The sequence below is a fragment of the Streptococcus mitis B6 genome (genome assembly GCF_000027165.1).
In the GTDB taxonomy this organism is placed as follows: domain Bacteria; phylum Bacillota; class Bacilli; order Lactobacillales; family Streptococcaceae; genus Streptococcus; species Streptococcus mitis_AR.
In genome coordinates this window covers 2,021,922-2,041,454 of record NC_013853.1, presented here as the reverse complement: position 1 = coordinate 2,041,454, position 19,533 = coordinate 2,021,922, and the positions used below count along the sequence as shown (strand labels likewise).

Annotated in this window: 20 protein-coding genes; 11 read left to right on the top strand and 9 right to left on the bottom strand. The window is 38.6% G+C overall.

Annotated elements, in window-relative coordinates; translation table 11 throughout:
• Positions 1–68 precede the first annotated feature (68 nt).
• The 5 genes from SMI_RS10030 to SMI_RS10010 all read right to left on the bottom strand — a co-directional run bounded on the left by SMI_RS10030 (position 69) and on the right by SMI_RS10010 (position 4,306).
• Complete coding sequence (locus tag SMI_RS10030) at positions 69–1,133, bottom strand: DUF6574 domain-containing protein (protein ID WP_000808422.1); 1,065 nt, start codon at positions 1,131–1,133, stop codon at positions 69–71.
• Between the two features lie 57 nt (positions 1,134–1,190).
• On the bottom strand, positions 1,191–2,102 hold the full coding sequence (locus SMI_RS10025) for a DUF4097 family beta strand repeat-containing protein (protein WP_001229052.1): 912 nt from the start codon (positions 2,100–2,102) through the stop codon (positions 1,191–1,193).
• Positions 2,095–2,688, bottom strand: coding sequence for a DUF1700 domain-containing protein (locus SMI_RS10020; RefSeq protein WP_000198700.1), 594 nt, complete (start codon positions 2,686–2,688; stop codon positions 2,095–2,097). The genes SMI_RS10025 and SMI_RS10020 overlap by 8 nt, the downstream gene beginning before the upstream one ends.
• The gene (locus tag SMI_RS10015) at positions 2,675–3,001 is read right to left on the bottom strand and encodes a PadR family transcriptional regulator (RefSeq protein ID WP_000273857.1); all 327 of its coding nucleotides are present in this window, start codon (positions 2,999–3,001) and stop codon (positions 2,675–2,677) included. Before SMI_RS10015 ends, SMI_RS10020 begins: the two co-directional genes overlap by 14 nt.
• Before the next feature lie 138 nt (positions 3,002–3,139).
• The gene (locus SMI_RS10010; RefSeq protein WP_000744880.1) at positions 3,140–4,306 is read right to left on the bottom strand and encodes a CynX/NimT family MFS transporter; all 1,167 of its coding nucleotides are present in this window, start codon (positions 4,304–4,306) and stop codon (positions 3,140–3,142) included.
• 154 nt (positions 4,307–4,460) lie between these two features.
• Here SMI_RS10010 and SMI_RS10005 point away from each other — a divergent pair, with 154 nt between their 5' ends.
• On the top strand, positions 4,461–5,291 hold the full coding sequence (locus tag SMI_RS10005; protein WP_000890771.1) for a glycosyltransferase: 831 nt from the start codon (positions 4,461–4,463) through the stop codon (positions 5,289–5,291).
• A gap of 238 nt (positions 5,292–5,529) precedes the next feature.
• Positions 5,530–7,380: a polysaccharide biosynthesis protein gene (locus tag SMI_RS10000; protein ID WP_001035710.1), complete on the top strand. Its 1,851-nt coding sequence runs from the start codon at positions 5,530–5,532 to the stop codon at positions 7,378–7,380.
• A gap of 106 nt (positions 7,381–7,486) precedes the next feature.
• Here the strand turns inward: SMI_RS10000 and SMI_RS09995 are convergent, their stop codons facing one another.
• From SMI_RS09995 to sdaAB, 3 genes are read right to left on the bottom strand one after another with little or no spacing between them, the layout of a single operon-like run.
• Positions 7,487–8,119: an HAD family hydrolase gene (locus tag SMI_RS09995; RefSeq protein WP_000200879.1), complete on the bottom strand. Its 633-nt coding sequence runs from the start codon at positions 8,117–8,119 to the stop codon at positions 7,487–7,489.
• Positions 8,120–8,140: 21 nt separating this feature from the next.
• Positions 8,141–9,013, bottom strand: a complete 873-nt coding sequence (gene sdaAA, locus SMI_RS09990; RefSeq protein WP_000500045.1) for an L-serine ammonia-lyase, iron-sulfur-dependent, subunit alpha — start codon at positions 9,011–9,013, stop codon at positions 8,141–8,143.
• Between the two features lie 8 nt (positions 9,014–9,021).
• Positions 9,022–9,693, bottom strand: a complete 672-nt coding sequence (gene sdaAB / locus SMI_RS09985; RefSeq protein ID WP_000838911.1) for an L-serine ammonia-lyase, iron-sulfur-dependent subunit beta — start codon at positions 9,691–9,693, stop codon at positions 9,022–9,024.
• 240 nt (positions 9,694–9,933) lie between these two features.
• On the opposite strand from sdaAB, the gene SMI_RS09980 reads away from it, so the two are divergent.
• Positions 9,934–10,554: a LysM peptidoglycan-binding domain-containing protein gene (locus SMI_RS09980; RefSeq protein ID WP_000843471.1), complete on the top strand. Its 621-nt coding sequence runs from the start codon at positions 9,934–9,936 to the stop codon at positions 10,552–10,554.
• A gap of 51 nt (positions 10,555–10,605) precedes the next feature.
• Here the strand turns inward: SMI_RS09980 and SMI_RS09975 are convergent, their stop codons facing one another.
• Entirely contained in the window at positions 10,606–11,469 is an 864-nt protein-coding gene (locus SMI_RS09975) for a helix-turn-helix domain-containing protein (RefSeq protein ID WP_001268145.1), read from the bottom strand.
• 528 nt (positions 11,470–11,997) lie between these two features.
• On the opposite strand from SMI_RS09975, the gene SMI_RS09970 reads away from it, so the two are divergent.
• From SMI_RS09970 to SMI_RS09935, 8 genes are all read left to right on the top strand, one after another.
• Positions 11,998–12,399, top strand: coding sequence for a hypothetical protein (locus SMI_RS09970; protein ID WP_000732158.1), 402 nt, complete (start codon positions 11,998–12,000; stop codon positions 12,397–12,399).
• A 73-nt stretch (positions 12,400–12,472) separates the two neighbouring features.
• A complete protein-coding gene (locus SMI_RS09965) occupies positions 12,473–13,264 on the top strand; it encodes a hypothetical protein (RefSeq protein WP_000385029.1) in 792 nt (263 codons plus the stop codon).
• Positions 13,251–14,057, top strand: coding sequence for a hypothetical protein (locus SMI_RS09960; RefSeq protein ID WP_000713604.1), 807 nt, complete (start codon positions 13,251–13,253; stop codon positions 14,055–14,057). The genes SMI_RS09965 and SMI_RS09960 overlap by 14 nt, the downstream gene beginning before the upstream one ends.
• A 13-nt stretch (positions 14,058–14,070) precedes the next feature.
• A complete protein-coding gene (locus SMI_RS09955) occupies positions 14,071–14,718 on the top strand; it encodes an ATP-binding cassette domain-containing protein (protein ID WP_012972615.1) in 648 nt (215 codons plus the stop codon).
• 296 nt (positions 14,719–15,014) lie between these two features.
• Positions 15,015–15,602 carry a hypothetical protein gene (locus tag SMI_RS09950; RefSeq protein WP_001108793.1) on the top strand — a complete coding sequence of 196 codons (588 nt, stop codon included), beginning with the start codon at positions 15,015–15,017 and terminating at the stop codon, positions 15,600–15,602.
• 149 nt (positions 15,603–15,751) lie between these two features.
• A complete protein-coding gene (locus SMI_RS09945; RefSeq protein WP_000723958.1) occupies positions 15,752–17,860 on the top strand; it encodes an amino acid ABC transporter permease in 2,109 nt (702 codons plus the stop codon).
• On the top strand, positions 17,857–18,498 hold the full coding sequence (locus SMI_RS09940) for an ABC transporter ATP-binding protein (protein WP_000571333.1): 642 nt from the start codon (positions 17,857–17,859) through the stop codon (positions 18,496–18,498). The genes SMI_RS09945 and SMI_RS09940 overlap by 4 nt, the downstream gene beginning before the upstream one ends.
• A 206-nt stretch (positions 18,499–18,704) precedes the next feature.
• Complete coding sequence (locus tag SMI_RS09935) at positions 18,705–19,511, top strand: ABC transporter substrate-binding protein (RefSeq protein ID WP_001033580.1); 807 nt, start codon at positions 18,705–18,707, stop codon at positions 19,509–19,511.
• Positions 19,512–19,533 lie beyond the last annotated feature (22 nt).

The window sequence follows — 19,533 nt, the reverse complement described above, 5'->3', positions numbered from 1 at the left end:
GCAGAAGCAGGTCAATCGACTTGCTTTTTGGCATAGAAAAATCCTGCCGTGAAAGACAGGATTGAAGTTTAAAGAAAGGCCAAGATACGAAGGTAATCCCCAATCAGTGCGACTTCAGCTACAAAGAAGAGGAGGATAATGACTCCGTTCACAAGGACAGACAAGAATAATTGATAGAAGGAGTCGGTTTCACTTGCTTGACTTGGTCTTGTAATGATATGGAGACTGGCAAGCAGAATGATTCCAATGCTAATCACACACAAGAGAGCTGTAAATCGTAGGCTATCAAAGAAGGCAAAGAAACTAGCAATGGCAGTGAGGAAGATTGGAATTGCCAAGAGTTGACTATATTGTTGGAGAACCTTTTCTAGCGTCCAGTCCTTTTCTTGGTAGATAAATCGTCTCACGACGAAACTACCCAAGAGGAATGAAAAGAAGAAGAGTGTGGTTGCTACTAGGATAGAGATAATCGAAAAGAGATTTAATGAAGCAAATTGTTCAGGGAAGTGGCTGTTTATGGTTGCTATATGTCCATAGTAAGCATGTTTGATGTGGTAGATACTAAAGAAAAAGGAAGATGCAGAAAACAGAATGAGCAAGAGAAAGGCTGTGTAGCTGTGTGTGCTACTTGTTTCAAGCTTGCTTGTAGGAGATTTGAGAGCCTCCACTAGCCAAGACCAAAAATCAAGTACTTGCTCTTTCCATCTATCTGTAGATTTTTGAGCTTGGTCGGGAATATAAGGACTTTCTAAGGATTTACTGAGAAGAAGTGGCTCTTTCGTAGTTGTTTTTTGCTGAGAAAGAGCTTCTTGATTCTCTTCAGCTTTAGTGACTTTTTCTGTTTCTTTAGAAAGATCTGGCTCTTCTTCAGTAGAATCTAATGCTTTCTTTTCTTCTGTCTCTGTTTTCGCTTCACTGTCTTCAGGCGTTTCAATTTTCTCTTCTTGCTGGCTTTCCAGTTCGGCTTCAGCTTGAGAAACTTCCTTCTCTAACTGAGTATTTTTTTCAATTGGCGTATCGAGATCGGGTATCGTTTCTTCAGCCTTGTCTGCACCATCTTGGGCTTGTTCATCAGGCTTGTTCTTGCTTGATGTTTTTACAAAATCATTACTTTCAAACCATTCTTGTTTCATGGTAGAACCTCCTTTTTAGTTGTATATACATCATTTTGGTAGATATAAGTAGATTTGTTAAGGTTTGTTGGCTGTAGTTTCAAGACTAATATAATCTTCAGCCCTAGCTATGAGTTGACCTTTTACATCGGTTTTTTCAGTTTTGTAAGGGTTGCTTAATTCGTTTGGGTGATGTTGACTCTCATCTCTTGATAACTGATAAATAGGGCCATAGTGACTTGATAGGTCTAAGTTGATTTCTTGGCTTTCTTTTTGAGTTAGCTTGATACTGAGTTCCTTTTTAGAAGTTAGTTCTACCTTACCATATACTTTAATATTGTCAACGTAGAAGTGATTTTTTGTTGACTCTAGCTGACTATCTGTAAGGTCTGTATCAAGTATATTAATGATATTTGGTGTTTTGAATTTGCTGTTTTTGATACGACTTCCTTCAATTCGGAGGAGATAACCATTTGTATTGAGAGTTGCATTTTCAAGGCTAGCATTTATGATGGTGGTTTGTCCACGATTGGCTGACACGTTGATCCCTTTTAGACTTCTTCCTTTTGGAACTTGGAGAATAACTTCTTCAAAACGACGAGAGTAGCTGCTTGCGATATGGAGAATCCCGCCAATTCCAGAAGAGAGAAATGGAGTTTCAGACAGTTTCTTATCAGTGAGGGTCAGCGTTTTATCGTTCTGATTTGTGATAAGATCATGGTGAGCAGAAAGAGATGGATGGTAAGAAATGTGGATTTGATCATCGAAAGAGTCTGTGATGGTCAGTGCGTGTTGATGGAGAGTAATCTCTAGGTTTTCGACTTCCTTGCCAAAGGTCAACTCTTCCATCCGACTATCATAGACAGGCTCCTTGGACATGGCAAGCAGACTCTTAATCCCGTCAGATTGGATCCCTACAAAGAGCAGGATAAAGCCGATAATGGTAGTCACCACACCAAAAATGAGAAATCCTTTTGTCAATTTACGCATGCTGGTCACCTCTCTTTCCTTTTTTGAGAACAAATTGCACCAGGCGAACAATGAGTAGGCCGAAGAAGCGGGCTACATAGGAAATACCTAGTAAGACTAGTGAAGAAGCACCGATAGCCAGTAAACCAGAACCAAAAATCAAGATAAAGGCTGATTTGGCTTGGGCGAGGACAGTGAAACTTTCAACTAAAAAGAGGAATCCGCCGATGATACCAAGTATGGAAACCGCAAAGAAAGCTAGAATGACAGTCAAGGCTGCCACAAGGATTGCGAACAGGGACACGAGGATGGCGATTCCCAGAGGAATACCGATGGGGGCTGCAAGGAGGGCTAACAAGGCGATATGCAAAATTTGTCGGTTATTTTTTTGAGCGGGTGCCTCATTGATTTTTTTATCGAGAAGATTGGAGAGGACTTCGTGAGCTGCTTCCTTAGGAGTTCCTAAGCTAGCGATGAGTTCTTCCTCTCCTTCGACTCCAGCATCGTCAAAGAGTTCCCTGAAATAGTCCATGGCTTCAATTTGGTCAGCCTGAGGCAGTTTTTTGAGATAAAGTTCTAGCTGAGTCAGGTATTCAGTTCTTGTCATGGCGGATACTCCCTTCTATGATGCCATTGATGGTGTCTGTATAGAGTGTCCATTCATCTTTTAGGGTCAAGAGCTGTTCTATACCACCGTTTGTCAAGGAGTAGTATTTGCGCATGCGACCTTGGAACTCTCTAGAATAGGTTGTCAGAAAGCTATTGCCTTCCAATTTTTTTAGGATAGGATAGAGTGTAGATTCTTTGATATTAGCGATCAGCTTAATGGTTTGGCTAATCTCATAACCATAAGAATCATCCTGCTCCAGTACGGCCAAGATGAGAAATTCAATCAAGGCAGAGGATGTTGGAAAGTACATGGGGAACCTCCTTTTCTAATGTGTAAGATTTTTATATATAATTTTTCTACACATACATTGTACATCTAAAAGAAAGCCCTGTCAAGAGGAATGTGTAAAATTTTTATATATAAAAAACTTCTAGCCAAAACTAGAAGTTTAGAGGATTTTATCAGCTCTGTCCACTGTAAAGAGGGCCACAGTCATGATGATATCGACGAGCAAGAGAGCAGCTACAGCTGGTACCCAAGAGTGGAAGAGGTCAAAACTGTAACCAAAGAGGGTTGGGCCAAAGGCTGCTAGGATATAGCCTCCTGTTTGAGATAAGCCAGACAATTGGGCAGTCTTTTCAGGGGCGCTTGTCTTGAGTGAAAAGTTGACCATGAGATAAGGGAAGAGGGCGCTTGTTGCGGTTCCGATGAGGAGATGGATGGCAAGCCAGTAAAAGAAATTACCGACTGGGAAAAAGAGCATGGAAATGCCGACCATACCAGCCAGTGAAACCAGAGTAAGCATGAGCTGACGGTTGCGGGTTGACAAGCTGGTTGTCAGGCTTGGGATGGTCATTGAAAAAGGAATGCTAATCAGAGAGAAGATAGAGGTCAGCAAGCCAGCTTCGTGACTGGATAGGCCTGCATGGATAGCCATGGTAGGTAGCCAGGTCATAGCAGTGTAAAAGAGCAAGGATTGAAAACCTGCAAAGACAATCACTGCCCAGACCTGTTTATTATGCATGACCTTTGTTTGGCTTTTTTGTTTGGTTTGTGGAGCCAGTCTGTGATTATAGCGGTGATTTGGCAACCAGACCAAAAAAGTTGCTAGACAGAGCAGGGTGAGGAGGAGGATAAGTCCTTTCCAAGAACTAGCTTGTGTAATGGGCACAGCTAGATAGGAAGCCAGAGCTGTCGCAATCCCCATAGACGTTACATATAAGGTGGTCAGAAAACCAATCTTCTTTGGCTGATTGGCTTGGATAAGACTAGGAAGCAGAACATTGATGACTGCGATACTTGCCCCAACCATCAAGGTTCCTAGATAGAGGAGGGGCAGATTGATTAGTCGAATGAGAGAACCGATAGTCAAGAAGAAGAGGCTGTAGGTGAAGAAATGCTCCAAGCCGATTTTCTGAGCCAGTCGGGTAGAAAAGAGCGAGAAGAGGGTAAACATGAGGAGAGGAAGGCTGGTCAAGACACCGAGCGAACTAACTTCTACTCCCAACCCTTGCGAAATATCTCCCAAAATAATGGGTAAAACAGTAAAAGGAGTCCGCAAGGAAACACCAATCAGGATAATACCTGGAACAAAAAAGAGTGATTGCTTTTTCATATAATACCTCTTCTAGCTGATTTTAATAACAGCTTATTTTAAGGTTTTTTCCCTATAATGTCAAGTAAGGTTTTGGGCTTTCAAGATAAAAATGGGAAAGTCTTGAAAATTATGATAAAATAGTGGAAGGAAATCTATATATTGGAGAAAAACTGTGCTTGAAAAGCAAAAAATCAGCGTCTTGATGTCGGTCTATGTAAAGGAAAATCCGACATTTTTGAGAGATGCCATTAATAGTATTCAAAATCAAACCTTGAAACCGAGTGAGTTGGTTCTGGTTGAGGATGGGCCTTTGACTCCTGAGCTCTATCAGGTATTAGACCAGGTTGAAGCTGAGTCTAATATTCCAGTGAAACGTTGCCCCTTAGAAGAAAATCAAGGTTTGGGTCTGGCTCTTCGATACGGTGTTTTACAGTGTCAGTATGATATTATTGCCCGTATGGATACGGATGATATAGCTGTTCCAGATCGTTTTGAGAAACAGGTTCAGCTAATGGAGAAGGACCACCTCGATCTATTAGGTGGACATATTGCAGAGTTTATTGACAATCCTGATGAGATCGTTTCTTATCGTCGTGTTCCAACACAGCATGCAGATATTGTAGCTTATCAAAGGATGAGAAGTGCCTTTAACCACATGACTGTTATGTTTAAGAAGGACATGGTTCTCAAGGCAGGCAACTATGAGGATGGCCTTTATATGGAGGATGACCTCCTCTGGCTCAATATGATTGCTACAGGAGCCAAGACTGGAAATCTGGATCAAATCTTGTGTCAGGTTCGTGTCGGAGCAGGGATGTTTGAGCGTCGTGGGGGATTGCGTTATCTCAAACTCTATCGTCAAGCTCGTCAGCGCATGCTGAAGAGAGGGCAAATTTCTTACATGGAGTATGCCAAGAGTGTTGCCATTCAGATGGTTGTTGCTCTTTGTCCAGGATTTGTCCGACAGTTTATTTTTATGAAACTGTTACGAAAAAGCAAGTAAAAGATTGTAGCAAATCGCAAACGGGATAAAAAGTGTTATAATAACAATATAATGCTCTTCGAAAATCTCTTCAAACCGCGTCAACGTCGCCTTGCCGTAGGCATATGTTACTGACTTCGTCAGCTCTATCTGCAACCTCAAAACAGTGTTTTGAGCAGCCTGCGGCTAGTTTCCTAGTTTGCTCTTTGATTTTCATTGAGTATAATCATCCAGCTCTTTTAAGGAGGAGTAAATTTCTATGAATAAAAAACTCACAGATTATGTGATTGATCTGGTGGAAATTTTAAATAAACAACAAAAACAGGTTTTCTGGGGAATATTTGATATTTTGAGTATGGTGGTTTCCATCATTGTATCTTATATCTTATTCTACGGCTTGATTAATCCAGCCCCTGTTGACTACATCATCTATACGAGTTTGGCCTTCCTGTTCTATCAATTGATGATTGCATTTTGGGGCTTGAACGCGAGTATTAGTCGTTACAGCAAGATTACAGATTTTATGAAGATCTTTTTTGGTGTGACTGCCAGCAGCGTCTTGTCATATAGTATCTGCTATGCCTTCTTGCCACTCTTCTCCATCCGTTTCATCATTCTCTTTATCTTGTTGAGTACCTTCTTGATTTTATTGCCACGGATTACTTGGCAACTAATCTATTCAAGACGCAAAAAAGGAAGTGGTGATGGAGAACACCGCCGTACTTTCTTGATTGGTGCTGGTGATGGTGGGGCCCTCTTTATGGATAGCTACCAACATCCAACCAGTGATTTGGAACTTGTCGGTATTTTGGACAAGGATGCTAAGAAAAAGGGCCAAAAACTTGGTGGAATTCCTGTTTTGGGCTCTTATGATAATCTGCCTGAATTAGCCAAACGTCATCAAATCGAACGTGTTATCGTTGCGATTCCGTCTCTTGACCCGTCAGAATATGAGCGTATCTTGCAGATGTGTAATAAGCTGGGTGTCAAATGTTACAAGATGCCTAAGGTTGAAACGGTTGTTCAAGGCCTTCACCAAGCAGCTACTGGCTTCCAAAAAATTGATATTACGGACCTTTTGGGACGTCAGGAAATTCGTCTTGATGAATCGCGTCTAGGCGCAGAACTGACAGGTAAGACAATCTTAGTCACAGGGGCTGGTGGCTCAATCGGTTCTGAAATCTGTCGCCAAGTTAGTCGCTTCAATCCTGAACGCATCGTCTTGCTTGGTCACGGTGAAAATTCAATCTACCTTGTTTATCATGAATTGATTCGTAAGTTTCAAGGGATTGATTATGTACCTGTGATTGCGGACATTCAAGACTATGACCGTCTTTTGCAAGTCTTTGAGCAGTACAAGCCAGCTATTGTTTATCATGCGGCTGCCCACAAGCATGTTCCGATGATGGAGCGCAATCCAAAAGAAGCCTTCAAAAACAATATCCGTGGAACCTACAATGTTGCTAGAGCTGTTGATGAAGCCAAAGTACCTAAGATGGTTATGATTTCAACGGATAAGGCGGTTAATCCACCAAATGTGATGGGAGCGACCAAGCGCGTGGCTGAGTTGATTGTTACTGGCTTTAACCAACGTAGCCAATCGACCTACTGTGCAGTTCGATTTGGGAATGTTCTTGGTAGCCGTGGTAGTGTGATTCCAGTCTTTGAACGCCAGATTGCTGAAGGTGGGCCTGTAACGGTGACAGACTTCCGCATGACCCGTTATTTTATGACTATTCCAGAAGCTAGTCGTCTGGTGATCCATGCTGGAGCCTATGCTAAGGATGGAGAAGTCTTTATCCTTGATATGGGCAAACCAGTCAAGATTTATGACTTGGCTAAGAAAATGGTCCTTCTAAGTGGTCACACAGAAAGCGAAATTCCTATCATCGAGGTAGGAATCCGCGCAGGTGAAAAACTCTATGAAGAACTCTTGGTTTCAACTGAATTGGTTGACAATCAGGTTATGGATAAGATTTTCGTTGGTAAGGTCAATGTTATGCCTCTAGAAGCTATCGATCAAAAGATTGAAGAGTTCCGCACTCTTAGTGGAGATGAGTTGAAGCAAGCCATTATCGCCTTTGCTAATCAAACAACCCACGTTGAATAAAAAAGAAAAACGCATATTATCAGGTCTTGAAACCTTGGTAGTATGCGTTTTGTTATGTATAGATTGCCTCATCTTCTTCTGAAATAGAGTTGTCGCCCAGTCTATGTTATTGAAAATACTCCAAAACTTCTATGGGTTTGTGGGCGATATAATCAGGTTGATAGTTTAGTAGATCTGCTTGCTCTCCAAATCCCCAAGTGACGGCCAATTTCTGAATGCCTGTTTCTTGAGCTCCCAGCATATCAAACTTGGTATCTCCGATGATGATGGCTTGTTCCGGTGCTAGTTGATGTGTCTGCAAGGCTTGGCGAATGACATCTGCCTTATGGGGTGTTTCAGGGCTGGAACCATAAATGCCATCAAAGAAATGATTGATTCCCAAGTTTTTAGTCATGTCTTGAGCGGTAGGGGTATTCTTTGTAGTAGTAATATAGAGTGGATAACTGCTCGATAACTCCCCAAGTAAGTCTACAATCTGAGGAAAGAGTTGAGCTTCATGGATGCCTTTTTCTTTGTAGTAAGAACGGTATATCTGGACAGCCTCAGAAATTTGGTCTTTGGGCAGGCAGGTCGCAAAACTACTTTCAAGGGGTGGTCCCATAAAACCACGAATCGTTTTGGCATCAGGACTAGGCACCCCTAGCTCCTTAAAAGTATGAGTAAAGGCATTGTGAATCCCGATAGAACTGTCAACGAGGGTTCCATCCAGATCGAAAAAAATCGCTGTGATAGAGGTCATGATTTCTCCTATTTGATAAACTTATTCTCCGAAAATTTCTTTTTGGAGGCGACGACCAGTAGGGGTGGTAGCGAGTCCACCTTCAGCTGTTTCACGAAAGGCAGTTGGCATGCTTGCTCCTACTTGGTACATGGCATCGATAACTTCATCTACAGGGATTTTAGATTCGATCCCTGCCAGGGCCATATCTGCTGCGATGAAGGCAAAGCTGGCTCCCATGGCATTGCGTTTGACACAGGGAACTTCAACCAAACCGGCAACAGGGTCACAGATGAGGCCTAGCATATTTTTAATGACAAAGGCAATGGCCTGGCTGGCCTGATAAGGTGTTCCGCCCGCAGCAAGAGTCAAGGCAGCAGCACTCATAGCAGAGGCAGAGCCGACCTCGGCCTGACAGCCACCCTCAGCACCTGAGATAGAGGCATTGTTTGCGATGACTAGTCCAAAGGCACCAGCAGCAAAGAGGAAATCCAGCTGTTGCTCGTGGCTGAGGTCTAATTTTTCAATAGCAGCAGTTAGAACTGAGGGCAGACAGCCAGCACTTCCAGCAGTCGGAGTGGCACAGACCAAACCCATTTTGGCATTGTGTTCATTGACTGCGATGGCATTTCGGGCAGCAGAGAGAATCGTGTAATCCGACAGAGTTTTTCCGTTTTTGATGTAGCGGTCCAGCTTGGCAGCATCTCCACCTGTCAGGCCACTACGAGATTTATTTTCATTGAGTCCAAGTTGGACAGAGGCTTTCATGACTTCCAGATTGCGTTCCATGAGAAGGAGGACTTCTTCACGTTCGCGACCAGTCAATTCAAACTCTGTTGTAATCATGAGTTCTGCGACATTTCCTTGAAAGTCCAGATCTGCTTGCTCGACCAATTCTTTGATAGAATAAAACATGCTTCCTCCTATTTAAAGAAATTGACATTGTGGAGATGAGGGATTTTTCGAATTTCATCGATGGCCTCATCACAGTTGCGACTGTCGACTTCGATAATCATAATGGCTTTTTCACCAGCTTTTTCACGAGTAACATTCATCTGGGCGATATTAATACCATAGCGTGAAAGGGCCTCTGTTACGAGGGCAATCATACCTGGAATATCTTGATGAACGATGATGATAGTCGGTGTATTCATATTGAGAGAGACGGCAAAGCCATTGAGTTCGGTTACCTGAATATTTCCTCCACCGATAGAAATACCAGTCACACTGATGGTCTTGTGAGCATTTTTGACGGTAATTTTAGTGGTGTTTGGATGAGGAGCATTACTATCTTTTTGAATGGTCCAGACAATCTTGATGCCACGCTTGTGGGCAATTTCCAGGCTGTTTGGAATTTCAGGATCATCTGTATCCATGCCTAAAATACCTGCCACAAGGGCTAGGTCCGTCCCGTGACCACGATAGGTTTTAGCGAATGAGTTAAAAAGTTGGAATTCGACTTCTGTCGGAGTATCATCAAAAATGGAAGAGACAATCTTCCCAATACGAACAGCACCAGCTGTATGACTACTAGATGGGCCAATCATAACTGGTCCGATGATATCAAAGACAGATTGAAAACGAAGTGATTTCATCAGTTTCCCCTTATAAAAATTCTTATCTCTATTATATCAAAGAATGAGGGGCTTGGCTTTAATTGTGGATGAAAACCTTTTTAATGCTACAAATAGCATAAAAAAGCATCTTTTGTAACAAAAAATAGCTTATTTAGGGAAATAAAAAATAATTTTGTAATATTTCTACATAAAAGCGTCAAGAAACGGTAATATTTAAAGGGTATCATAGAACTATAGAAAGAAGGAGAATTTTCAAATATGAAATCAACAACTAAAAAGATTAAAACAACTCTTGCAGGAGTAGCTGCCTTGTTTGCAGTATTTGCTCCATCATTTGTATCTGCTCAAGAATCATCAACTTACACTGTTAAAGAAGGTGACACACTTTCAGAAATCGCTGAAACTCACAACACAACTGTTGAGAAATTGGCAGAAAACAACCACATTGACAACGTCCATATGATTTATGTCGGTCAAGAGTTGGTTATCGACGGTCCAGCAGCGCCAGTAGCACCAGCTTCAACGACTTATGAAGCACCAGCTGCCCAAGATGAAGCTGTTTCAGCTACAGTGGCAGAAACTATAGAGGTAGAGGAAGAAACTCCAGCAGCAAGCGGAACAGTAGCCGAAGAAACAGTTGCTACAACTGTAAGCGGATCTGAAGCAGAAGCCAAAGAATGGATCGCTCAAAAAGAATCAGGTGGTAGCTACACAGCTACAAACGGACGTTACATCGGACGTTACCAATTGACAGATTCATACTTGAATGGTGACTACTCAGCTGAAAACCAAGAACGTGTAGCAGATGCCTACGTTGCAGGACGTTACGGTTCATGGACAGCCGCTAAAAACTTCTGGCTTAACAACGGCTGGTATTAAGAAATAACGAACAGAATAATATGAAAAGGTCGAGGAAATCCCTCGACTTTTTTATATTTCCTTCGGTTGAGAATAGATCTCTACTTCTTTTTTGAGATGAGACAGCATAGAAGTTTCCTCGGTCAGCTCCAGAAGTGAGAAACCTTTTTGGATAAGTTTAGAATCGTCTGTACAAATCCCGATACGGACATAGCAGATAGCAAGCCTATCGTAGTGCTTCTTTTTCTTGGCATCCTCTAGTAAAGTATAGCAGATTTGTTGACACATATTTTTGTCTTGATGGTATAAGTAAATGGTGGACAGATTGAGTAGGATTGCCATTCGTAAGTCATATAAATGTTGGTAGTTTTTATAGACTTCCAAGCGTTGCAAGATTTTTCCAGTGATGAGATGGAGGTGTTCAATGGGAAAGCTGAAAAGAATGGTATTGAGAATTTTTAGGTCATTTTCATACCATGTATCTTGTTTTTCAATTTTTTCCCAAAGCTTTTTGATAGTCTGTTTTACTTGGTCTGACAGTTGCTCTGTACCATGTTGACGGATATGAATGACAATTTCCAACATATCTCTGATTTCTTCTATGGGCAGGTCGTGGTGGGTTTTGAGATAGTCTTGGCATTTTTGAAATAGTTTTTCGAGTTCACTAGTCCCTAGGGTTGAGCTCATATTGAGATAGGTTTGCATGATTTCTGTTCGTTGGCTCGGATGATAGAGGTGGCAGATATAGTCAAACTCTTCAAAACTCATATTGATTTGCCGGAGAAGAAACTCCATATTTTCATATTTGGGAGTTGCCTTGCCACTTTCAATTTTTGATAAGCTGGTTCTTGAGAGAACCTCCCCACAGACCTCTTCTTGGGTCAATCCTTTTGACTCACGTATTTCTTTATAGACTTTTCCGAAATCATAACGCATGGGCTTTCTCCTTTTCGTGAAAAAAGTTAACAAATAATAAAATCCTGTTAAAAATATTGTATCATAATACCAGGAATAGTAAAAAAGAAAACTAAAATAATATGTGAAAAAAGTTAACTAATTTTAAAATAGAATAAAGAAGAGGTATACTATAGATACAAAATATAGATAGGAGGGAAAAAGTATGAATAAAAAAGTTTTTCGCTTTTTAGTTGTTCTTGCTTTCTTATTTAGCATTGCTACGGTTTTCCCATGGAAATGGCCGATATAATGCGCTAGTTGCAAAAATGAAAGGAAGGTGAGTCCAATGGATTATTTAGTAATTACATAAGATTTTCTGTGAATGTTAATTTCGTTTTAAGGTAGTTATTCTATAAATTTGAATTCATTATAATTTTGATTTTTAGTTTATCATATTTGGTTTCACAGGAAGTATATCATATCCCAAATTAAAGAAAACAACACAATACAACATGTTTTTCATTTTGTATTGTGTCGTAAGTGGAGAGAAAGGATTGGATTGTAATAATGAAAAAACTAGATACTAAAACAAAGTTATTTGCAAGTATATGTGCTACGTTAATGATTGGTGCAATGGCTGTCTCTGCTAGAGAAATTTCGGACTACGATATGATTATGCCGAGATTCGGAGGTCGTACAGTGACTGACTCATTATATAAAACAAATCAATCAAGAGGAGTAAATAATAATACATCAATCGGTGGTGGTTATACAATGCACTGTGCTATTTTTAGAGGTGACGCTCAAATGACACGTACATATTCTGCAGGCAGTGGAGATAGGATTTATTTGAATTATAATAGTCCATCAGATGCAGAAGGAGCTAATCTTAGATTGGGTGGATGGACAGGGTTCGCAACATATGTTAAAGTTCAAACCAGCGGTTCGTGGAGTCCTGATGAGTATTAAGAGCTAGAATATAGGTTTGTATATTTGGGGGTGAGCATGTTCGCTCATCCCATTTGTTTTATAGGAGAGAAGTATGGATTACAAGGTCAGTATGTTTTTAAAAGGGATGAAAAATAAGCAATTCTTTTTAGCAATATTAATTATTTTAACTTCTATGATATTTTCTGTAAGTGCATTTATTGAAGAGGGGATGGAGTATTTTTTTAATCATGATTATATTGTGGCATTTTTACAAGGTTATAATGGTGATAGGTCGTTGTTAATAGTTTTGGCACCTCTTATTGCAACAATTCCTTTTGCGTCACAGCATATCGAAAATAGAAAAAGTGGAATAATGAAATATATTATATCAAGGATGGGATATAAACAGTATTTTAATTCTATTTTTATAATCAATGGATTCATATCATTTACAACATTTATTTTTGGAATGTTATTATTCTTGATAATGTCAATTTTATTTTTTAATAGAAGTATAAATATGGATGCTTATTATGCAATAACAAAAGTTTCTATTTATGAATCAGCAGTGAGGACATCCCCGTTATTTTATGTAGTAATAATCATTTTACATTGTTCCTTTGTTGGCGTTGCATATAGTAGTGTTGGATTGGCGATGTCATATTTTATTAAGAGCAAATTTGTTGCATGGTTATCCCCATTTATTTTAACGACAATAGGATCATTGTTTGCTATGTTTTTAGGTCTTACTAAAATTGAACCAATGGCAATTTTTGATGTTTCAAGAGTAAAAGGAATAAGCATAATATTTGTTTTTGTATATTTGATACTTGTAGTAGTAATATCATATTGGATGTCGTATAAAAAATTTAAAAGGGATATAGAAACTGATGAAGAAATTTAAAGAATTAAAAAATAAAGAAGATTTTTATATAGGTTTTATATATTTATTAGTGGCTTTTGCTATATTAGCAAATTTTAGTCAGCTGATAGTATTGAAATATAAATTTGGGAATTTTCATTTTGGTGAGCTGATTCTTATCATGTTTAATGATTCCTATACTGGATATTTCACATTTCCGTTTTTATTAGCTTTCATAATGATGCTACAAAGCCCAGTTGAACAAAATATATTTTTTGTACTAAGTAGGTATTCAAGTAGAAATGATTTTTATAGAAATAAGCATTTCAAAATTTTGAAAAGTGTGATTTATTATGTGGTTAGTATTTGTATATTTTCCACTATAGTAGGAATAGGAGATTCTAACTTTGGCATCGGCATTTCAACAGCCACAAAAAAATTTTCAGAAACGTATTTATTTGGAAATTTTGAAACGAATATCGTAATTTATGAGATAGGGAAGATAATAATTTTACAAGGATTGTTGCTATATTTCTTTTCCCTGCTCCATGCACTTTTAACACAGTTTAGAATATCACAATCGCTAGTATTTGTTATCTATACGGGCACTTTGATTGTAATGGCGGGTTCAACATTGGGCTTGTTAGGAGAACATCTGAGACCATTTTCATTGTTTTCTATTTCCGGTTCAGTATATGGTTACGGTATAAATTTCATTGGTAGATGTGGGATATTGGTATTTGTTGATGCAATGTTAGTTCTATTAAATTTTAAAATATTTGAAAATAAAGATATTACATTACCTAAAGGAAGTAAGCAGTATCAAGATGAGTAAGGAGTTGAAACGTATGGATTGTATAAAAGTAGATCATCTTTCAAAAACATTTGGGAAAAAGTGTGTTATAGATGATGTTAGTTATGTTTTTGAATCAGGTAAAATATATGGAATTATAGGAACCAATGGATGCGGGAAAAGTGTATTATTTAAAATGCTTTCAGGACTAATGAAACCTACTACGGGTAAGATTACAGTTGGAAGTGTAATTGTTGGTGAAAATGGCTCTATGCCACTTGATGTAGGCTTACTTATTGAACATCCAGGATTTTTGTCTAGTCTAACTGCATTAGAGAATTTAGAGCAATTAGCTACAATCAAAAATAAAATTACTAAGAAAGAGATTGAGGAAGTATTGAATAAGGTAGATTTATATCAGGATAAAGATGTAAGAGTAAAAAATTATTCATTAGGTATGTTACAAAGGTTAGGGATTGCCCAAGCATTGATGGAAAATCCTAAGATTTTACTCCTAGATGAACCATTTAATAGTATGGACTATGAAGGTGTAGAAGAACTTAGAAAAATAATTAAGAGTTATGCTCGAAAGAATCATATTACTATGTTGGTCACATCTCACAATAAAGAGGATATTGAAGTATTATCTGATATTGTTCTTGAATTGAAAAATGGTAAATTAGTTGAGATATCTAACTTTTAGTAATGGTAGGTGGCTAACTTTATTATAGACCTTCCCGAAATCATAACGCATGATGTACTCCTTTTTGTGAAAAAAGTTAACAAATAATAAAATCTTAGCAAAAATATTGTATAATAGTAATATAGAAAGTAAGGGAGAAAACTAAAATAAGTTTAAGTAGTACTATGATGTAGCTAGAAAAGAAAGAATTCTAGCTTGATACAATGTCACCAGTTTTATTTAAAGTTGTTATGGAACTATTTTCAAAATAGATAGGCCTCTGTTTTAGGCGGAAAAGTTAATCAGGAGGTTAAGTAATGAACTACAATTTAAAATATCTTTTATCAGGAATATTTGTCCTAGTCTTTATAGGTTTCCTAGTCTGGATGCGTTATTTTAATCAGAAGAAGGAAGAGGAGCATTCAGATGTGTCTTTTGAAGCGAGGTTAGATAGTGAAGTCAAGACCTTATATAAACAACTAGGATTGGGTGAGGAACCTAACTATTTCTTAGCTTATCGCTACTTACACCCTTGGTTTAATCTAGCGATTTTACCACCAACAGTTGAAATTCTCTTAACTAAAATAGCACTAGTGATGGTAACTCCAGATGAACTACTGATAAGAAATCTTGGGAATGGGATGACTTTCACAAGTGAGCATCATCGTGATTTGCGGCAAGGACTTATCCGCATTCCAAAATCAGAGATGAAAGAATTTGAGATTCGTAACTGGAAAAAAATTTTTGTATTGGGCGATTTTTTGACAATTAAAACAAGCCAACATAGCTATTATTTACAGGTTAGAGATGATGGACTTCAAAAAGGAAGTCTTTCTACCAAACATTTCTCCGACTTGAAACGACAAGATTTTCTCGGATTATTGACAGATAAACGGACATTTTGATAGACGATTGCTCAAAAAACTAACCTCTAAACATTCAAAAACCACACAGTGTTTTCAGCATTGAACATAATCAAACTGAGAAAATCACTGTGTGGCTTTATTGGAAAGTTAGTTTTTCCCAGTTTAGTCTCTTCACGGGAGGTATCTCTATGAAAAAAATCAGTCATCTTTGTATGCTCCTGCTCTTGCTGTGTACCACTTTTTTTGTTTTTAATGTAAACTACACACGTGAAGCGGTTCGGATTCGGGAAATGGGAAAGACTGTAGATTCTTTGGATTTGTATTTGAAAGATATTAACGAACCTGCAGCGTCTGTTCTTCGATTTTTTGAGGATGTATCAAAGGAGTACAAGGTCTCCATCATCAAAACAGACAGTGGTGATGAGGTAATCAAGTCTGGTGTTTTTGATAAAGATACCTTCCCCTACCAAGAGTTTGGGATTTCTTCTCTTGATTTTACCACAGATGGTGAAGGAGTCTACAGTAATAAAGAAATTTCTAATAAACTTGGTACGATTCCGACCTTTCTAAAAGCCAAGCCTATTCAGCTTATGACTTTTCAAACCTATATCAAGGATACATCTCGTAGTTTAAATGGTCGCTATACGATAACTTCTACACAAGAGATGGATAAGGATAGGATTGTACAGAGATGGAGCGATTTTTTCAAGATAGACCAGGCTACCTTGCTAGAGCCTACCTATAAAAGTGCAGTGGAAGTCATAAATCGAGATTTGCTTTTATCTGCCATTGTTTTTGTCTTGGCTATTTTACTTCTTGTGTTAGTAACAGTTTATCAGCCGATGATGGAGATGAAACGAGTGGGGGTTCAAAAGTTACTTGGTTTTCAAAGTAGGGCGATTTTGGCTGGTTTTGTAAAGACTAATTTTTATCTTCTCTTGGGTGGAAGTCTTGTCATTGACTTGGGACTATTTTTAGTGCTGGACTACAGGCCAAAACTTCTGTTCCCAAGTTTACTCTTATCCCAATTTCTGCTTTTACAGTTGTATTTGTTCATCAGTTGGCTGACCTACCTGATGATTCAGAAAATGACAGTCAGTTCCATGTTGAAAGGTTTTTCATCTGTCAAACTTGGTCTTATCTTCAATTATGTGATGAAAATAGGGACAACTATTTTACTGACGGCCTTACTGATTGGGGTGGGCAGAAGTCTAGAACAAGAAAACAAAGAACTTGCTTATCAGCAACAGTGGGTAAGCCAAGGGAATTACTTGACCTTAGAAACCTTCCAACTCAATGATAACCTGTGGCAAGAAGAGCTAGCAGGGTCAGGGAAATCTACAGATTATTTCTACCAATTTTATCAAGACTTGCTAGCAAAAATACAAGTAAATTATGTGCGAAGTGCGAGTCTTCCTATCAAACCAGTCATCAAAGCTGAACAAGTACAGCAGTACCAACTGCCTGATAAGGTAGATGTTTACTATGCTAATAGCAATTTTCTAAAGAGCAAGGGATTCAAGTTACCAGATAACAGCACTAAAAAAGTTATTTTAATGCCAGCCAGTGATAAAGGACAAGAAGGTAAGAATCAGTTCTTGGGAAAATCCATCGCCTATCTTTCTCTGAGGTATGAAGATCAGCAAAAGCAAACAATAGAAGATATGGATGTAGAAATTGCCTACTATGAAGGAGATTGGTCTTTCTTCCCTTATAATAATGAGCGAAAGGAAAATCTCCACAATCCAATCATTAGTCTGGTAAATGATCAAGACATGATGTGGGAAGAAAAGACTCACTTGTCAACGACAGGTTTAAACAACCCGATGAAAATTGAAAATACAGAGCAAAATCAAAAAGTGATTACAGAGTTAGTCGATAACTTATCTGATGGTAGCTATTTAAAATTTTCATCGCTTCAAGCCATTCAACAAGAGAAAGTAGATTCTTATCGAGATGCAGTTCGAAATCTTAATATACTCTTTGCTTTGTTTGGTCTCCTTAGCATGATGATTTCCTACTTCTTACTAGTAACAACTTTCTTATTGAAGCGAACAGATATCATTACCAAGAAGTTTATGGGGTGGAAACTGGTCGATCGCTACCGTCCTCTCTTAGTTCTGCTCTTGCTGGGCTATAGTCTGCCTCTTCTAATATTGATTTTCTTTGCCCATGCGCTCCTGCCACTTCTACTGTTTGCAGGTTTTACATGTTTGGATATACTATTTGTGCTAGTATTGGCTTCTAGGATGGAGAAAAAAAGTCTAGTAGAGTTATTGAAAGGAGGCATCTTATGATTGAGTTGAAAAATATTACGAAAACCATTGGGGGAAAAGTGATTTTGGATAACTTATCTCTCAGGATTGATCAGGGGGATTTGGTAGCCATTGTTGGCAAGAGTGGTAGTGGTAAGTCGACCTTGTTAAATTTATTAGGTTTGATAGATGGTGATTATAGCGGACGGTATGAGATTTTTGGTCAGACAAATCTAGCGGTCAATTCTGCTAAGTCGCAAACAATAATCCGTGAACATATCTCTTATCTGTTTCAAAATTTTGCCCTGATTGATGATGAAACGGTCGAGTACAATCTTATGCTGGCACTGAAATATGTGAAATTGTCCAAGAAAGACAAGCTCAAAAAGGTGGAAGAAATTTTAGAGAGAGTAGGTTTGTCAGCTACTTTGCATCAAAAGGTCTCCGAGTTGTCTGGGGGCGAACAACAACGAATTGCAGTTGCTAGAGCCATCTTAAAACCCAGCCAGCTGATTTTAGCCGATGAACCTACAGGTTCGCTGGATTCTGAAAATAGAGATTTGGTCTTGAAGTTTCTCTTAGAGATGAATCGAGAAGGGAAAACAGTCATTATCGTGACCCACGATGCTTATGTAGCCCAACAATGTCATCGTATCATTGAATTGGGCGAGGGGGAATGAGTTAGCTCTGCTTATTTTGACTGACTGAATACTCATGTTTTCCAGAGAGAAATAGCATAAATACGCCTAGGAATAACATTTTTATGTAGTATTTCTAGGTTTTTTTGCTTCAAATTGAAAAATTTTTCAATTTAGGCTTGACAAAGGATGAATATAGGTGTATTATTTATACAACCAAAAAGAATAAACATAAAGGAGGCTTTGTTATGAATAAGATAAAGAAGGTGTTGATGACGATGTTTGGTTTAGTGATGCTCCCCCTACTATTTGCTTGTAGTAACAATCAATCGGCTGGAATTGAAGCCATCAAGTCCAAAGGAAAATTGGTTGTAGCTCTCAATCCAGATTTTGCTCCATTTGAATACCAAAAAGTGGTTGATGGGAAAAATCAGATTGTGGGTTCAGATATCGAATTAGCCAAAGCTATCGCAACAGAACTAGGTGTCGAATTGGAACTATCACCCATGAGTTTTGACAATGTACTGGCCAGTGTTCAATCAGGAAAGGCCGACCTTGCCATATCAGGTGTTTCTAAGACAGATGAACGGAGCAAGGTGTTTGACTTTTCAGTCCCATACTATACTTCCAAGAACAAGGTTATTGTAAAAAAATCTGACTTGGCTACTTATCAGTCTGTAAATGACTTGGCTCAGAAAAAGGTTGGAGCGCAGAAAGGTTCGATTCAAGAGACGATGGCGAAAGACTTACTACAAAATTCTTCCCTCGTATCTCTGCCTAAAAATGGAAATTTGATTACAGATTTAAAATCAGGTCAATTGGATGCCGTTATCTTTGAAGAACCAGTTGCCAAGGGATTTGTGGAAAATAATCCCGATTTAGCAATTGCTGAAATTGAGTTTGATCAAGAAAAGGATGATTCCTACGCTGTCGCCATGAAAAAAGATAGCAAGGAATTGAAGGCGGCAGTTGATCAGGCTATTCAAAAGTTGAAAGATTCTGGAGACTTGGAAAAATTAATTGATGATGCCTTTAAAGCATCCATTGAAAAATAAAATAGGAATAAGGAAAATAAGG

Excerpts from the sequence above, each read along its gene's own strand:
- SMI_RS10030 (WP_000808422.1), bottom strand. The coding sequence starts at position 1,133 with ATGAAACAAGAATGGTTTGAAAGTAATGATTTTGTAAAAACATCAAGC.
- SMI_RS10025 (WP_001229052.1), bottom strand. The coding sequence starts at position 2,102 with ATGCGTAAATTGACAAAAGGATTTCTCATTTTTGGTGTGGTGACTACC.
- SMI_RS10020 (WP_000198700.1), bottom strand. The coding sequence starts at position 2,688 with ATGACAAGAACTGAATACCTGACTCAGCTAGAACTTTATCTCAAAAAA.
- SMI_RS10015 (WP_000273857.1), bottom strand. The coding sequence starts at position 3,001 with ATGTACTTTCCAACATCCTCTGCCTTGATTGAATTTCTCATCTTGGCC.
- SMI_RS10010 (WP_000744880.1), bottom strand. The coding sequence starts at position 4,306 with ATGAAAAAGCAATCACTCTTTTTTGTTCCAGGTATTATCCTGATTGGT.
- SMI_RS10000 (WP_001035710.1), top strand. The coding sequence starts at position 5,530 with ATGAATAAAAAACTCACAGATTATGTGATTGATCTGGTGGAAATTTTA.
- SMI_RS09995 (WP_000200879.1), bottom strand. The coding sequence starts at position 8,119 with ATGACCTCTATCACAGCGATTTTTTTCGATCTGGATGGAACCCTCGTT.
- sdaAA (WP_000500045.1), bottom strand. The coding sequence starts at position 9,013 with ATGTTTTATTCTATCAAAGAATTGGTCGAGCAAGCAGATCTGGACTTT.
- sdaAB (WP_000838911.1), bottom strand. The coding sequence starts at position 9,693 with ATGAAATCACTTCGTTTTCAATCTGTCTTTGATATCATCGGACCAGTT.
- SMI_RS09980 (WP_000843471.1), top strand. The coding sequence starts at position 9,934 with ATGAAATCAACAACTAAAAAGATTAAAACAACTCTTGCAGGAGTAGCT.
- SMI_RS09975 (WP_001268145.1), bottom strand. The coding sequence starts at position 11,469 with ATGCGTTATGATTTCGGAAAAGTCTATAAAGAAATACGTGAGTCAAAA.
- SMI_RS09970 (WP_000732158.1), top strand. The coding sequence starts at position 11,998 with ATGAAAAAACTAGATACTAAAACAAAGTTATTTGCAAGTATATGTGCT.
- SMI_RS09965 (WP_000385029.1), top strand. The coding sequence starts at position 12,473 with ATGGATTACAAGGTCAGTATGTTTTTAAAAGGGATGAAAAATAAGCAA.
- SMI_RS09960 (WP_000713604.1), top strand. The coding sequence starts at position 13,251 with ATGAAGAAATTTAAAGAATTAAAAAATAAAGAAGATTTTTATATAGGT.
- SMI_RS09955 (WP_012972615.1), top strand. The coding sequence starts at position 14,071 with ATGGATTGTATAAAAGTAGATCATCTTTCAAAAACATTTGGGAAAAAG.
- SMI_RS09950 (WP_001108793.1), top strand. The coding sequence starts at position 15,015 with ATGAACTACAATTTAAAATATCTTTTATCAGGAATATTTGTCCTAGTC.
- SMI_RS09945 (WP_000723958.1), top strand. The coding sequence starts at position 15,752 with ATGAAAAAAATCAGTCATCTTTGTATGCTCCTGCTCTTGCTGTGTACC.
- SMI_RS09940 (WP_000571333.1), top strand. The coding sequence starts at position 17,857 with ATGATTGAGTTGAAAAATATTACGAAAACCATTGGGGGAAAAGTGATT.
- SMI_RS09935 (WP_001033580.1), top strand. The coding sequence starts at position 18,705 with ATGAATAAGATAAAGAAGGTGTTGATGACGATGTTTGGTTTAGTGATG.